This window comes from Veillonella seminalis (assembly GCF_003992065.1).
GTDB lineage: Bacteria > Bacillota > Negativicutes > Veillonellales > Veillonellaceae > Veillonella_A > Veillonella_A seminalis.
On sequence record NZ_RQUZ01000003.1, the window covers coordinates 14231 to 28946 of the forward strand.

Annotated in this window: 14 protein-coding genes; all 14 read right to left on the bottom strand. The window is 42.0% G+C overall.

The genetic code is table 11. The features are described from left to right. Positions 1-132: 132 nt before the first annotated feature. The 14 genes from rplT to carB all read right to left on the bottom strand — a co-directional run bounded on the left by rplT (position 133) and on the right by carB (position 14706). Complete coding sequence (gene rplT, locus EO126_RS02575; RefSeq protein ID WP_006555053.1) at positions 133-483, bottom strand: 50S ribosomal protein L20; 351 nt, start codon at positions 481-483, stop codon at positions 133-135. 35 nt (positions 484-518) lie between these two features. Further along, the gene (gene rpmI / locus EO126_RS02580; RefSeq protein WP_006555054.1) at positions 519-716 is read right to left on the bottom strand and encodes a 50S ribosomal protein L35; all 198 of its coding nucleotides are present in this window, start codon (positions 714-716) and stop codon (positions 519-521) included. An 18-nt stretch (positions 717-734) separates the two neighbouring features. After that, positions 735-1256, bottom strand: coding sequence for a translation initiation factor IF-3 (gene infC / locus EO126_RS02585; RefSeq protein WP_006555055.1), 522 nt, complete (start codon positions 1254-1256; stop codon positions 735-737). A gap of 308 nt (positions 1257-1564) precedes the next feature. After that, positions 1565-2572, bottom strand: coding sequence for an NAD-dependent epimerase (locus tag EO126_RS02590; RefSeq protein ID WP_127007401.1), 1008 nt, complete (start codon positions 2570-2572; stop codon positions 1565-1567). 87 nt (positions 2573-2659) lie between these two features. Beyond that, positions 2660-3826 (bottom strand): nucleotide sugar dehydrogenase, encoded by a 1167-nt coding sequence (locus tag EO126_RS02595; protein ID WP_127007403.1) that lies wholly within the window; start codon positions 3824-3826, stop codon positions 2660-2662. 100 nt (positions 3827-3926) lie between these two features. After that, entirely contained in the window at positions 3927-4940 is a 1014-nt protein-coding gene (locus EO126_RS02600) for a glycosyltransferase family 8 protein (protein WP_127007405.1), read from the bottom strand. Between the two features lie 4 nt (positions 4941-4944). Then, complete coding sequence (locus EO126_RS02605; protein WP_006555059.1) at positions 4945-5877, bottom strand: glycosyltransferase family 8 protein; 933 nt, start codon at positions 5875-5877, stop codon at positions 4945-4947. A 2-nt stretch (positions 5878-5879) separates the two neighbouring features. Continuing rightward, entirely contained in the window at positions 5880-6638 is a 759-nt protein-coding gene (locus EO126_RS02610; RefSeq protein ID WP_006555060.1) for a glycosyltransferase family 2 protein, read from the bottom strand. 101 nt (positions 6639-6739) lie between these two features. Further along, on the bottom strand, positions 6740-7192 hold the full coding sequence (locus EO126_RS02615) for a HutP family protein (protein ID WP_127007407.1): 453 nt from the start codon (positions 7190-7192) through the stop codon (positions 6740-6742). Positions 7193-7323: 131 nt separating this feature from the next. Further along, positions 7324-7914: a hypothetical protein gene (locus tag EO126_RS02620; protein ID WP_006555062.1), complete on the bottom strand. Its 591-nt coding sequence runs from the start codon at positions 7912-7914 to the stop codon at positions 7324-7326. Beyond that, positions 7883-9274 carry an AAA family ATPase gene (locus EO126_RS02625; RefSeq protein ID WP_127007409.1) on the bottom strand — a complete coding sequence of 464 codons (1392 nt, stop codon included), beginning with the start codon at positions 9272-9274 and terminating at the stop codon, positions 7883-7885. Before EO126_RS02625 ends, EO126_RS02620 begins: the two co-directional genes overlap by 32 nt. A gap of 212 nt (positions 9275-9486) precedes the next feature. After that, positions 9487-10446 (bottom strand): dihydroorotate dehydrogenase, encoded by a 960-nt coding sequence (locus EO126_RS02630; RefSeq protein WP_127007542.1) that lies wholly within the window; start codon positions 10444-10446, stop codon positions 9487-9489. A gap of 73 nt (positions 10447-10519) precedes the next feature. Continuing rightward, positions 10520-11494, bottom strand: coding sequence for a dihydroorotate dehydrogenase electron transfer subunit (locus EO126_RS02635; RefSeq protein ID WP_127007411.1), 975 nt, complete (start codon positions 11492-11494; stop codon positions 10520-10522). Positions 11495-11502: 8 nt separating this feature from the next. Then, entirely contained in the window at positions 11503-14706 is a 3204-nt protein-coding gene (carB, locus tag EO126_RS02640; RefSeq protein WP_127007413.1) for a carbamoyl-phosphate synthase large subunit, read from the bottom strand. Positions 14707-14716 lie beyond the last annotated feature (10 nt).

Here is a 14716-nt window from a genome sequence, read left to right on the forward strand (position 1 = left end):
ATAAGTACAAAAAATAAATTTATCCGTTTATATTTCCTTTTATTATAACATTTTTATAAAAAAAAGGGTGTAGAAAGTTCACATAATTGTGAATCTCTACACCTTTTTTCTCATATATCTTATTCGTTTGTCTTATGCGTTTTTAGCTACTTCAACGAATTTAGCGAAAGCGGCCATATCGTTAACAGCCAAGTCTGCTAACATTTTACGGTCAACTGCAACGCCTGCTTTAGTTAAGCCGGCGATGAAACGGCTATAGCTCATACCGTTCATGCGGGCAGCCGCATTGATACGGGTAATGAACAATTTACGGAATTCGCGTTTTTTCGCACGACGGTCACGACGAGCATAGTATAATGCTTTCATTACCGTTTCGTTTGCTTTTTTGAACAAACGACTACGTGTACCGCGATAGCCTTTAGCTAATTTTAAGATTTTTTTATGACGTGCATGAGCAGTTACGCCCTTTTTCACTCTAGCCATTGTGTATTTCCTCCATTATCCAGTAATTTTAACTATTAAGCGTATGGTAAACATTTAGCAACGCGTTTGTAATCGGCTTTGCTAACCAAAGTTGCTTTGCGAAGATTGCGTTTACGAGCCGGGGATTTCTTTTCTAAGATGTGGCTCTTGAAAGCTTTCGCACGTTTGAATTCACCGCTACCGGTCGGTACAAAACGTTTAGCCGCTGCACGGCGAGTTTTAATTTTTGGCATGATTAGTTTCCTCCTCAATTATCCTTTTTTTGCTAATATCATCGTCATGTTTCGCCCTTCAAGCTTAGCTGCTTTTTCCACAACTGCCTGTTCTTCCAATTCTTTGGCAAAACGGGTTAATACATTCTGACCCAATTCAGGATGGCTCAATTCTCGGCCACGGAACATGATGGTAACTTTTACTTTGTTACCTTCTGCTAGGAATTTACTAGCATTCTTCATTTTTACATAGAAGTCATGATCTTCAATATGGGGACGAAGCTTTACTTCTTTTAAAGTAAATGTCTTCTGTTTCTTTTTAGCTTCTTTTTCGCGCTTCTGTTGCTCATAGCGATATTTACCGTAGTTCATAATTCGACATACCGGCGGCTTACCGTTCGGTGCCACTTCCACTAAGTCCAATTGATGTTCTTCGGCTAACGCAAGAGCTTCACGAGCCGACATAATACCTAATTGCTCATTATCGGCACTTACCACACGAACTTCACGGGCGCGAATCTCTTCATTAATACGCGGCGTATCTTTGCTAATAATAGTCACCTCCAACAAATTATTTTCTATAATAAAAAAACGGACGGCATAATGCCATCCGTAACTGATTACTAGTTAGATATTCAACCCGTTATTTCGAGACAACAGGTGAGAAGCGGATGGCCTCTACTTCATTCAACTTCATTATGATAACAAATCTAAGAGAGCTTGTCAACTGCAAATCACTCTTTTTATTTTGTCAACTTGGATAGTATATCATACTTTGAGCATTCAGTCAAAGCAACTGCAAGAAATTAAAGTGCCCAATCATCTATACTTACTAAAGAAGCCTTTGCTTAAATCAATACCTTCATCGACTACTTCACAGAGTAATATTCCTTGTACCAAGCAACGAATTTCCCCAAGCCTTCTTCAATCGTCGTTGAAGGTTTGAAATCGAAATCTCGTTCCAATTCGCTTACATCGGCATAGGTCTGATACACATCACCCGGCTGCATCGGCAAAAATTCTTTTCCAGCCGTCTTACCTAATTGCTGCTCCAAGACTTCAATAAAGTGCATGAGTTGTTCCGGTTTATTATTGCCGATATTATACACCTTATATGCGTCTCCTGCTTCATTTTTAGCCGGCGGATTACATAACATTCGTTCTATACCGGTTACGATATCATCCACATAGGTAAAATCGCGGTACATATCGCCCTTATTGTAAATCTGAATTGGTGTACCAGCATTTATTTTATTGGTAAATTTAAAGTACGCCATATCAGGGCGCCCGTATGGTCCATAAACGGTAAAGAATCGTAAACCCGTAGCCGGAATGCCATATAAATGACTGTATGTATAGGCCATCAATTCGTTGGATTTTTTAGTAGCCGCATACAAACTGATTGGATGATCCACATTATCGGTTGTGGCAAACGGCGTCTTCTGCTGGTTGCCGTATACTGAGGAACTGGAGGCAAATAGCAGATGTTCTACCGGATTATGACGGCAAGCTTCCAAAATATTGAAGAAACCCATCATATTCGATTCCATATAAGCTCGCGGATTATCAATACTATAGCGAACCCCTGCCTGAGCCGCCAAATTTACAACAATATCCGGCTTGAAATTTTCAAAAAGACCGTTAACAGCCGCTTCATCGGCTAGGTTCCCCTTTACAAAAGTAAACTCAGGATATGCCTTCAGAATCGCTAAACGGCTTTCTTTTAACGACACATCATAGTAATCGTTCAAATTATCAAAGCCTAATATTGCAGCCCCTTTATCCAGGAGCAGTTTTGCCAAATGAAAGCCGATAAACCCGGCCGCCCCGGTAATAAGAACTTTTTTACTTGTATCAAATTCTTTATAGGTAGCCATTGTCGTGCCACAATCCCCTCTCAAATTACTCATTAGTGCCAAACACTAATTTACAATTACATTGCTATAAAATAACCATAGTATCCATTAATCTCTGTCAAATAAATCTCGAGTGTATACTTTCTCTTTAACATCGACCAAATCATCAGACCAACGGTTAGTAATAATAACATCGCTCATCGCTTTAAATTCAGCTAAATCACGAATAACGCGTGAACGGAAGAAGTCATCAGCTTCTAAAGTCGGTTCATACACAACGACTTCAATCCCTTTAGCTTTAATGCGTTTCATAACGCCTTGAATGGCTGATGCACGGAAGTTATCGGAATCGCTTTTCATCGTCAAACGATATACGCCCACAATCTTCGGCTGCCGTTCAATAATCATATCGGCGATATGATCTTTACGAGTGCGATTGGCTTCCACGATAGCCGATACTAAGTTCTGCGGCACATCATGGTAGTTAGCCAATAGCTGTTTCGTATCTTTCGGCAAACAATAGCCGCCGTAACCGAAAGACGGATTATTATAAAAATCACCGATACGCGGATCCAAGCATACGCCTTTAATAATTTCAGACGTATTTAAATCACGCATTTCCGCATAGGAATCGAGTTCATTGAAGTAAGCTACACGTAATGCCAAATAGGTGTTGGCAAAGAGTTTAATCGCTTCCGCTTCAGTAGAGCCGGTGAAAATAATCGGAATGTCTTTTTTAACAGCTCCTTCAGCCAATAAATCGGCAAATACCTTTGCTCGGTCCGATCGTTCGCCTACAACAATACGAGACGGATATAAATTATCATGCAACGCCTTACCTTCACGTAAAAATTCCGGCGAGAAAATAATATTTTCCGTATTATATTTTTCACGCATCTGAGCCGTATAGCCTACGGGAATTGTTGATTTGATAATCACAACGGCACCCGGATTAATGTCCAACACTTCTTCAATGACCGCTTCAACCGATGAGGTATCAAAGAAATTCTTCTTCGGATCGTAGTTTGTCGGGGTTGAAATGATAACAAAATCTGCCCCGGTAAAAGCTTCTTTAGCATCCAAAGTGGCTTTAAAGTTAATATCATCTCGTTGCAAAAAGTCTGAAATATCCGCATCCACAATCGGCGACTGCCCTTTATTGAGCATATCGACTTTTTCCGGAACAATATCCAGAGCCACCACTTCATGATGTTGTGCTAATAACAAACCATTAGATAAACCTACATAACCGGTTCCGGCGATTGCAATTTTCATCTGCCTCATCCTTTAATTAAAATACTGTCTTTTAATCCTAAATATCGGATTTACTGACTCACAATTCATAACTTAAAACAAGCGGGACTAATTTATCCTGTTAATTCTTCTTGTTGCCACCTAGTTTATAAATCACGCGCAGCACACTGTACCAGAAAATACCTTCCAAAAATTTACCGTAATGCCCCTGTTTCTTCTGGTAATCGCCCCATTGCTGGAAGTCATGATAGTTTTCCGGCTTTTTCACCGGCAAAACATTCGTAATCGTCTCCCATGGTGCCAACGCGTTATATTTACGCCACAAAGCATCAATATCGGTGACCACCATTTGCCATGGTTTACGACGACCGGTCCAATGAGCGATAACCGGTTTGCTGTCAAATTCGGCAGCACCGCCGTACGCATTATAAGCCGCCGGCAAGAAATATAAATCACCGTCGAATACCAAGTTCAATACATCCTGGCTCTGCCCTTTAAAACGGCTTGGCGGTTCATTCTGATAAGCAAAGGCCTTTTCGGTAATTTGATCTGTTTCCCATTGGGTAATATCTATAACCATGACACCGTCATTAAAGTATTTACCGGATTTCAATTTCAAATGACCGGCTCGATACGCAACAGATTCAGGCGTTTCCGATACGGCCCCCATAGCCTTGCCCTGCAAATCCATATTCCATAATTCTTTGAGGGAATCACACACCATGGTGTCCGCATCAAGGTAAATAAACTTATCACTGTATTCCTTAATCACTTTTGGCATGTAGATGCGGGCATAGGTGATTCTGGAAAAGCGCGCCACTTTAATATGAAAGTCGTTGAACGGCGTCATATCGAGTAAGTACACAATGCAATGGCATTGCCACTGTTTGGCCATAGCTTCTATTTTGGCCAAATTTTCCGGACTGTAACCGTCCACAAAAATATGCACCACAAAGTTTTGAGCTTTGTTATTTTCCAGTACCGACACAACCGATACGCCCATGATATGAATAAACCCGTCATTGACATTATAGGCGATGTGATAAGCACCTTCATCCGAACTCGAGTAGTTAAAGTCTATTCGCTCTTTTATAAAATGTTCTATTTGAAAAAAATCTTCTGAAAATGTTTTCATCTGTTTATCCACCTATAGTTTGCCAAAATTTGGCCCAACGAATTCGCATAAGCTGTCTTGTGAGGGATTTCCCCTGCATATCTTTACTCGGCTGCGGCATGACCTCATCATTAAAACGAGTATTTTTTAAGGCCTCATAATATATGCCGTTAAATGCTTTTTCATAAGCAAATTCCCACGGTTTATAGCGACCGGCCCAATGTATTACAGCCGGACTCTTTAAGGCCTCAAATGCTTTTTTACGCCACCTGCCGCTACATAGAATTTTTAGCGGCAACGAAAAAACCGGCGGAATAATATTCCATCGCAACGGTAATTCCTGCCAATTATTTTTAAATACTTTATTCAATCCATCCTGATCATGATGACGGAATTGGTGTGCAGTAATTTCAGTCAACACCTCAGTGCCATAATTTTCAACACGCCACCTGGAAACATCAATCACCATCATACCGGAATTAAAATAATCATCGGACTCGTTAAGACCGATGGATTCGTGTTTTTCACGACGACTGCGTTTTGATGACATAATACCTAAGTCTACCGTCGCCCCCACCGGATGACCATCCAATGATAATTGCCAAAGTTCAGCTACGTCGCCGATGACAACCAAATCGGTATCAAAGTAAATCGCCTTCCGGACGCTGTCCGGTAATAATTTTGGAATCATCAAACGCAAATAAGCCGCCTTGCTGATGTGACCGCTGGTAAACCCTTTGATGGCCTCACCGTCAACCGGTATCAATTGCACACGGCCTTTTAAATCTTTGATTGTTGCTTCGATTTTCTGTTGCTTTATTTCACTTATACCGTCACTTAAGATATACAAAGTCACGCGTTGCGGCTCGGTCGTATGCAATAAGATAGAAGCCGCCGTTACGGCCGCATGCTGTGCATAATTATCATCAGCCGCCAATACTATAGCTATATCGTCCATGCTTATTTTCCCTTTTCCCGTTGCTGCAACTCATATAATTTCACGTATTTCAGCATGGTATAAAATGTGTGCTGATAAGAAGAAAATACGCCCATCCAGCCATCTAAAAAGCCGCCTTTAAAAAGCAATGCCCGCAACCCGCCAATAAAGGAATGTGAAAACGCCTTTCCCAACGAAATGCGTTTGCCCTTGGCGAACTGTTCTTCCGCCCAAATAGTCGTATAATGGTCAGCCTTCTGCAGCCAATGATGCCAACTTTCATAAGAAAAATGCTCTAAAGCACCGTTTAATACTGATTTTGGCAGATTTGTTTCCGGATGTTCATGTACTTTGCCTACCCAGGTAACCGATTCACGCGGAAATAAGCGGTATACAATGTCCGGTGCAAAAATGCCGTGTTTAAAACGATGTCCGTTAAAGACAACCTCCCGTTTTAAGCCATATTCGCCTACACGATTTTCCACAACGATGTATCTGATTTCTCGGCGCATCGTTTCATCCATGCGTTCATCCGCGTCGATATATAACACCCAATCAGCCGAAGTTTGTTCCAATGCGAAGTTTCGCTGTGCCGCAAAATCTTCATCCCAGGCACGATAACGAACTATGGCCCCGTTTTTTTCGGCAATGGCTACCGTATTATCAGTGCTGCCGGAGTCGATAATGAGCACCTCATCCGCACATTGCTTTACATTCTGAATAGCTGCTTCAATATGCTTTTCTTCGTTTTTTGTCAAAATAATGACAGCTAATGAACTCACTGATTCGCCTCCAATTATGCCATATACGTTAACTGTTAAATCATTTTTAAGTTAGTTAAGTACTTCTATTACTTCTACTTTTTTACTCAAGTAAGTAAAGACTATTCAATCAAACTCTTTTGACCGGCTTCGTCTTCTCTGGCCGGCAAGCTTCTATGAGCAATCGCTACGGCAATTTCATTCAAATGTAAAATGCCGACGCCCACATAAATAGCCACGCTGATGTGTTCACGATAACGGGCAATACCGATTTTACCGCCCACATTGAGACCAATTGCCTTACGTTTTAATTGTTCCAATGCTTCTTGAGTAGCACCGATAACGGCCCCTTCGCCAATGTGATTATCAGCTACTACTTTTTGACGCTGAGCCGCTACAACGGCATGTTCTATAATCTTGGGAATGGACTGCACGAATTGACCGCCAAAGTCAACCGCTACGGATCGAATTCCTTTTTCTTGTAATTCTTTGCGTAATTCTTGTTCTTTTTGACGTGATTCCGTAATCGTCAATTGCAAGGCTGCCCGTCCTACCGCAATACTGTTATATTCCATAATAGTCACCTTCCTACCGACCTACCAAATTGTCTCTATTTCAATATTATATCACCGGTTATATTGTTTCACCAACACACATAACACTACCATATCACAAAGAATTTAACCATTAGTGAAGTAACGTACCACTAGATTAGACCTTTAACTTTTAAACAATATCCTACGTATTCATCTAAATTAGTACACTTGGCCTCCCTAAGTTTTTGCCAGAGCATGATTATATCTTCCTTTGTTGAACTGTTTGGTTCAAAAATAGAGAAGTAATCTTTCTTTTTAAATATTTTTATGCCAATTTTTTTCATTGTTTCTTCTAAATTGGGATCATTATATATAGGCACGATAGTATTACCAAACCAATATGATTTCTTAAAATCACCATTGATATAAGCTCTTTTTTGTTCTTCCGTACAATCATCTACATCCAAAATAGGGAATATTTGGCAATTTTTAATTTCGCCTTTTTCAATATTTATATTGCTAAATTGACCTTGTAATGATCTCGGCGTCTTAAAATATCTATTACGTAAATGTCTATCTAAACTAGTCACCTGTATACTTGAACGTCCTTTATCATTCGCAATTATTTTTTGAGATAATCTTAAAGTGCTTCCTATATTATCACATAAACTATATTCAGAGCGACCATGAGCAATAACTATACTCCTTAAATAATTAGGTTCTAACCTTTTATTTCGTCTTGGTGTTTGCTGTTTCCCCATCAGCAACATCACCTCGGTTCAAACTTTGCCAACAATTTTTATTCAATTCTTCAGCAATATCTTCAAAGTCTACATATCCCGTATACGGAATACCGGCATAATCCCCACGTAAATATCTAATTCTCATATTATGGTTTTTCTGAGTACGTTGTTTATAAGAATCCACACTGATAACTTGCTTTTCCCCTTCACTATCCACACTAATAATATAAACATACTTAGGTGCCAACGTTTCCATCAAAATCGTATTGTGTGTAGTAGCAATACATTGCCCTTCCATATGTTCATCCAGATTTTCTATAATAGATGCCATCATAAGATCATGAATGCTACTATCTATTTCATCGATACAAACAATGCCACCTCTAACAGCACTTAACAATAATGGCAATAAATTTACAATTTTTCTTGTCCCTGCAGATTCTTGAATCATAGGAATAGTTAAAACATCGCCATCAACAACTTTTTTTACCATCAATCTATAATCAATGGAATCTCCTCGTTCTTGAATTTCATAGAAAACATCTTCAATATCAGAATAAAGTCCACCCAATACTCGTTTTATAGCCAACTCCCAAGGTTTAAATAAAGGTGCTTGTTCTTTAGGCAATGCTCCTCCAAATAAATTTCCTGGAAACGGAATACTTGAATTACCTTCAATTAAATAACGGCCTTCAAATAACCGCATCATAGAAATACGACGTAAAGAATCTAAAATCATCCAAATTCGATTATTGACATGTTCTTTTAAGTATTCTAGATTCTTTATATTTAATTCATCCGCCAAAATGCTGAATAAAGTATGATTCCCCCAGAACTTTGAGATTATATTTTTTAATTCAGAAATATAGTCTTGTGAAAATATAGCCCTACTCAAAAACACCGAATCCTTTGATATTTTAAATACAACACCACTTCGTTTATTTAGCAGACTATATAACTCTTCTTCTATAATCTTACCATTTTGTATAACTATTTTATAATTGCCATCAAAGGTATCTAATTTAAAGCCTATATTGATAGCCATAGGGGCAGTTGTTCCAATACGTTTATTTTCTTCAAACAGTTTTCCTAATGATATATTTTGTTGCTGAACTAATTGAAGTAATATATTCCGTTTTACATCTTCTCCTTCCCCTAACGATTCAATGTTATCCATAATATCTTTGGAAAATTTATGAAAATTCAATGTTTCAAAAGTTTGCTTTAAAAAAACTACCGACTCCATAATGTTAGTTTTACCAACACCGTTTTCGCCATAAATAAATGCAAGTTTTTTAGGATCTCCTTTACTATCTCTTAAGTCAATAAATATGTATTTAAATGACTTAAAGTTCTCTAGCTCCAAGAAAGTAATCATATTATCACCCCTTTATGTTATAAATTGTAACATAATTTAACATTAATATCTATGAAATGTAAACATAATGTTAAATGAATGATAAATAAATGTTAAGTTTGATGTTAACACAATGTTAAATTATATAATGCAAAAAAAGGCACGAGATTTTCATCTCGTACCTTTTATTCTCTCTATATGCAGTTCAAACTCTCTTAAAGTTTCTAAAGCTTTTAAAATCTGTACGGTTCCAAAGCCCCTACGACTTCATTCACATGGTTCAAGCCGGTTGCTTCGCAGTACTCATGCATTTCGCGAGCAATGTTACCGATAGCACATGGATCAACCATGGTTGCCGTACCGACGGATACGATGTCCGCACCGGCCAACATGAATTCGATGGCGTCGGTACCCGTCATGATACCGCCCATGCCCATAATCGGTAAATCAATAGCCTGAGCCACTTGATGTACTAGACGAAGAGCAATCGGTTTAACGGCCGGACCGGATAAACCGCCGTACAAGTTACCAAGTACAGGACGACGTGTTTTAATGTCAATCGCCATGCCGAGCAAGGTATTAATCAAACATAAACCGTCAGCACCGGCTTCTTTAACGGCTGTAGCAATTTCTACGATGTCCGTTACATTCGGCGATAATTTCATGATTACCGGTAAATCCGTGTTTTCACGAACTGTCTTACATACGGCTGCCGCCGATTCGGCGGACACACCAAACGCCATGCCGCCGTTTTTAACATTCGGACAGCTAATATTAACTTCGAGGCCCACAACGCCCGGCACAGACAAAGTCTTAGCCATAAAGGCGTAGCCTTCTACGTCTGCGGCCGAAATATTGGCCAAAATCGGCACATTATACTGTTTCAATTCCGGTAAAATATCACGTACAAACGCTTCCGCACCGGGGTTTTCCAAACCGATACAGTTCAATACACCGGACGGTGTTTCGGCAATACGGGTGCCCGGATTACCGTTGCGCGGTGTCGGCGTCAAGCCTTTTACCGAAATGGCACCCACTTCGTTGCTGAGGTCAAGATAATCGGCATATTCGAAACCGAAACCGAAAGTGCCCGAGGCGGCTACAATCGGATTTTTCATCTTAATACCGCAGAACTCAACGGCTAAGTCCTTATAGGAAGGCTTTTTACCGTTTAAATCTTTGCTGTGATCCATCCCTATATAGTCTTTTTCACCGTGTAAATTGCCGTCAGCAGCATGATTACCATGCATCTTAATATCTGAGGTATTACTCATTGAAAAACACCTCCTCAGCGGCAAATACAGGGCCGTCCTTACATACTTTATAGCGTTTACCACCACGACCGTTGCAGCCGCAGCCTAAGCAGCCGCCGGTACCGCAACCCATGCGTTCTTCCAAGGACACTTGGCAAGGCACACTGAATTCGGATGCCACTTTCGCAACACCTTTCATCATCGGGGTCGGACCGCATGTTAATACACTCGTGAAACCGATATTGGCTACTTTTTCAGAAGCTTCGTGAGCCCCTACAGCTTCATTCACAGCACTATCGGCAACTTCAGCGCCTGCAACAGTATCGCCGGCTACTTTACCATGCAAGAATGGTGTTAACTGACGAGTAACTTCGCCGCGTTCGGACTGAATAAGTTCCGGCATAATGGCTGTCGGGAACCCTTTCGTACCAACGGAGCCGTCATCGGTCGTCACATAAACCGGCACGTCATAGGCTTTGAACAAATCGGCCCAGAAGGTTTCCGATTCATTGCGAAAACCGAGCACAACAGTTGCTTTTTTAGCTGCTACCGGTTTAATGACCGTTTCGTCTTCTTCATTCGTGTAACGCGTTGTATCTTCAATTTCATTCAATTTTGACGCAATGCAGAGCATCGGTGCAATACCGACACCGCCGCCCACGAGGAGCATGTTGTCGGTCATTTCAAAACGACTGCCCAAAGGTCCCAAACAATCAAGGGTATCCCCTTCTTTGAGGTGCGTCATAATGTCCGTACCGGTCCCCACTACGCGATACAAGAGCGTAATGGTGCCTTCAATTTTATCAAAACCGGCATAACTGATGGGACGGCGCAATAAAGGCGCCGTGCCGCCGGTTACACGTACATTACAAAATTGGCCTACTTCCGCTTCAGCGGCCTGTTTCGGTGCATACAGATCCATAATCCATACATCGGCACCAATTTGCTCATTGCGGAGCACTCGCGCCATTTCTACATAACCGCTCATTGCGTGTATCACTCCATCTCAAAATCTTGTAACGCTTCGACTTCAATCTTAATTTCTTCATTAGCTCGACCGGCTACTACACGCAATACTTCACGTGCCGTATCCAAGGAGGTCAAGCAAGGTGTACCCATTTCAACGGCCAAACGACGAAGTTGGAAACCTTCGCGTTCAGGGCGTTTACCATAGGTCAAGGTGTTCAACATCAAGTCAACTTCACCGCGACGGATCAAGTCGGCACAGTTGTTTTCACCTTCGTGAATCTTATTGACAATTACACATGGAATACCATGTTCTTCAAAATATTTGCCCGTACCGCCGGTTGCCTGGATGTGGTAACCGAGGTCGATAAAGCCTTTCGCAAGACGTGCTGCTTCTTCTTTATCGCGGTCCGCTACGGTCATGAGGATATGGCCTTTTTCAGGAATACGCATGTTGGCACCATGAATGGCTTTGAACAAGGCTTCCGAATAAGTGCGGCCGATACCCATAACTTCACCGGTGGATTTCATTTCAGGTCCCAAAGCGATTTCTACGAGACCCATTTTGGAGAATGAGAATACCGGCGCTTTAACGGCAACATAATCTTTAGCCGGAACCAAACCGGTCGGTAAGCCCATAGACTTAATCGTTTCACCGAGAGCAATGCGTGTCGCATATTCAATCATGTTGATGCCCGTAACTTTACTGATGAACGGTACGGTACGGCTGGAACGTGGGTTAACTTCGATAACATTGAGTTCACCGTTAGCTACGATGTACTGAATATTTACGATACCTTTTACATTTAAGCCGCGTGCAATACGCTGCGTATAATCAACGATTTGGTTCGTAATTTCTTCGGATAAATGTTGAGCCGGATATACGGCAATGGAGTCACCGGAGTGAACGCCGGCGCGTTCGATTTGTTCCATGATGCCCGGAATACATACGTCTTCACCGTCGGCGATGGCGTCAACTTCCACTTCCATGCCCACCATGTAGCGGTCGATAAGTACCGGATGGTCTTTGGATGCCACTACCGCTTCTTTCATGTACACGTCAAGTTCTTGGTCATTGTACACGATTTCCATAGCACGGCCGCCGAGTACGTAAGACGGACGAACGATGAGCGGATAGGATAAACGCTGAGCCGCTGCCAACGCTTCTTCATGGCTCGTTACCAACGCCCCTACCGGACGCGGAATACCGAGTTCAGCCAACAAAGCATCGAAACGTTCACGGTCTTCCGCCATGTCGATGCTGTCTACGGACGTACCGAGGATTTTTACACCCCGTTCTGCGAGAGGACCGGCCAAGTTAATAGCTGTCTGACCGCCGAACTGAGCGATAACGCCGATTGGGTTTTCTTTGCGGATAACTTCCATAACATCTTCCACGGTGAGTGGTTCGAAGTACAAGCTGTCCGATGTATCAAAGTCCGTACTTACTGTTTCCGGATTGTTATTGATGATAATAGACTGTTTGCCGGCTTTACGAAGCGCCCAGGAAGAGTGAACGGAGCAATAGTCGAATTCAACGCCCTGGCCGATACGAATCGGACCGGAACCGAGTACGATAACGCTGTTTTCACCGCGCGGTACTACTTCGTCTTCCATAGCATAAGCACTGTAGTAATAAGGCGTGTGTGCTTCAAATTCAGCTGCACAAGTATCTACATATTTGTAAGTCGGGAACAACTTCATTTCCTGACGTTTTGCCAACACATCGTCAGCCGTTACATTGGCATAGCGGGCAATAACTTTATCCGGCATGCTGTAACGTTTTGCCTGGCGAAGATTGTCTTCCGTAATACCTTCGGAAGCCAATTTCTTTTCTAAAGTTACGATGTTCTTAATCTTGTTGATGAAGAACATGTCGATTTTCGTAATGAAGTGGATTTTTTCCACACTGATGCCCGCACGAAGAGCCTGAGCCACTACGTAAATACGTTCATCATCTACCAAACGAAGGCGTTCAATCAATTGTTCAGGTGTTTCATGAGCAATTTTCTTGAGTTCAATATGGTCAAGACCGATTTCCAAGGAACGAATAGCTTTTAATAAGGAGCCTTCCAAAGTACGGTCGATAGCCATAACTTCGCCGGTTGCTTTCATCTGAGTACCCAAGGTACGGTCAGCCAAGTTGAATTTTTCAAAAGGCCAACGTGGGAACTTAGTTACCACATAGTCAAGGGACGGTTCGAAGCAAGCTTTCGTTTCACCGGTTACGGCGTTAGTAATGCTGTCCAAAGTCATACCGAGGGCTACTTTAGCCGCTACTTTAGCAATCGGATACCCCGTCGCTTTTGAAGCCAACGCAGACGAACGGGATACACGCGGGTTAACTTCGATTACATAATATTGGTTACTGTACGGATCCAAGGCATACTGTACGTTACAACCACCTTCGATTTCGAGGTAACGAATGATGTCAACCGATGCCGTACGAAGCATTTGGTATTGAATATCGTTCAAAGTCTGGCTTGGTGCCACAACGATGGAGTCCCCTGTGTGAACGCCAACCGGGTCGATATTTTCCATGTTACATACGATAATGCAGTTGTCCGCACTGTCGCGCATAACTTCGTATTCCACTTCTTTCCAGCCTGCTACGGAGCGTTCTACGAGAATCTGATGAATCGGGCTGAGTTTGATACCGCGAAGGGCAATCATGTACATTTCTTCTTCATTGGCTGCAATGCCGCCGCCCGTACCGCCTAAGGTATAAGCCGGACGAATGATGATCGGATAACCGATTTTATTGGCAAATTCAACGGCTTTATCTACGTCGCTGAAAATATCACTTTCCGGTACCGGCTGGTTAATACGTTCCATAGCTTCTTTGAAAAGCTCACGGTCTTCCGCCTGTTTAATAGCCGCCAAAGTGGTACCTAAAAGTTTTACGCCGTATTTTTCAAGAACGCCCGCTTCGGATAATTCCACCGCCATGTTAAGACCTACCTGGCCGCCCAAAGTGGCAAGCAAGCCGTAAGGACGTTCTTTACGGATAACTTCCGTTACAAATTCCAAACTGATTGGTTCAATATATACGCGGTCCGCAATGTCGCGGTCCGTCATGATTGTTGCCGGGTTGGAGTTTACGAGCACTACTTCATAGCCTTCTTCGCGAAGGGAGCGGCAAGCCTGGGTACCGGCATAGTCAAATTCTGCTGCCTGGCCGATAATAATCGGGCCCGATCCGATAACGAGTATTTTCTTATTTTCCATTGTCATTGGTCAGCCC

Excerpts from the sequence above, each read along its gene's own strand:
- EO126_RS02620 (WP_006555062.1), bottom strand. The coding sequence starts at position 7,914 with ATGGGGAAACAGCAAACACCAAGACGAAATAAAAGGTTAGAACCTAAT.
- rplT (WP_006555053.1), bottom strand. The coding sequence starts at position 483 with ATGGCTAGAGTGAAAAAGGGCGTAACTGCTCATGCACGTCATAAAAAA.
- EO126_RS02630 (WP_127007542.1), bottom strand. The coding sequence starts at position 10,446 with ATGGATCACAGCAAAGATTTAAACGGTAAAAAGCCTTCCTATAAGGAC.
- rpmI (WP_006555054.1), bottom strand. The coding sequence starts at position 716 with ATGCCAAAAATTAAAACTCGCCGTGCAGCGGCTAAACGTTTTGTACCG.
- EO126_RS02605 (WP_006555059.1), bottom strand. The coding sequence starts at position 5,877 with ATGGACGATATAGCTATAGTATTGGCGGCTGATGATAATTATGCACAG.
- EO126_RS02590 (WP_127007401.1), bottom strand. The coding sequence starts at position 2,572 with ATGGCTACCTATAAAGAATTTGATACAAGTAAAAAAGTTCTTATTACC.
- EO126_RS02635 (WP_127007411.1), bottom strand. The coding sequence starts at position 11,494 with ATGAGCGGTTATGTAGAAATGGCGCGAGTGCTCCGCAATGAGCAAATT.
- EO126_RS02625 (WP_127007409.1), bottom strand. The coding sequence starts at position 9,274 with ATGATTACTTTCTTGGAGCTAGAGAACTTTAAGTCATTTAAATACATA.
- EO126_RS02595 (WP_127007403.1), bottom strand. The coding sequence starts at position 3,826 with ATGAAAATTGCAATCGCCGGAACCGGTTATGTAGGTTTATCTAATGGT.
- EO126_RS02600 (WP_127007405.1), bottom strand. The coding sequence starts at position 4,940 with ATGAAAACATTTTCAGAAGATTTTTTTCAAATAGAACATTTTATAAAA.
- EO126_RS02615 (WP_127007407.1), bottom strand. The coding sequence starts at position 7,192 with ATGGAATATAACAGTATTGCGGTAGGACGGGCAGCCTTGCAATTGACG.
- carB (WP_127007413.1), bottom strand. The coding sequence starts at position 14,706 with ATGACAATGGAAAATAAGAAAATACTCGTTATCGGATCGGGCCCGATT.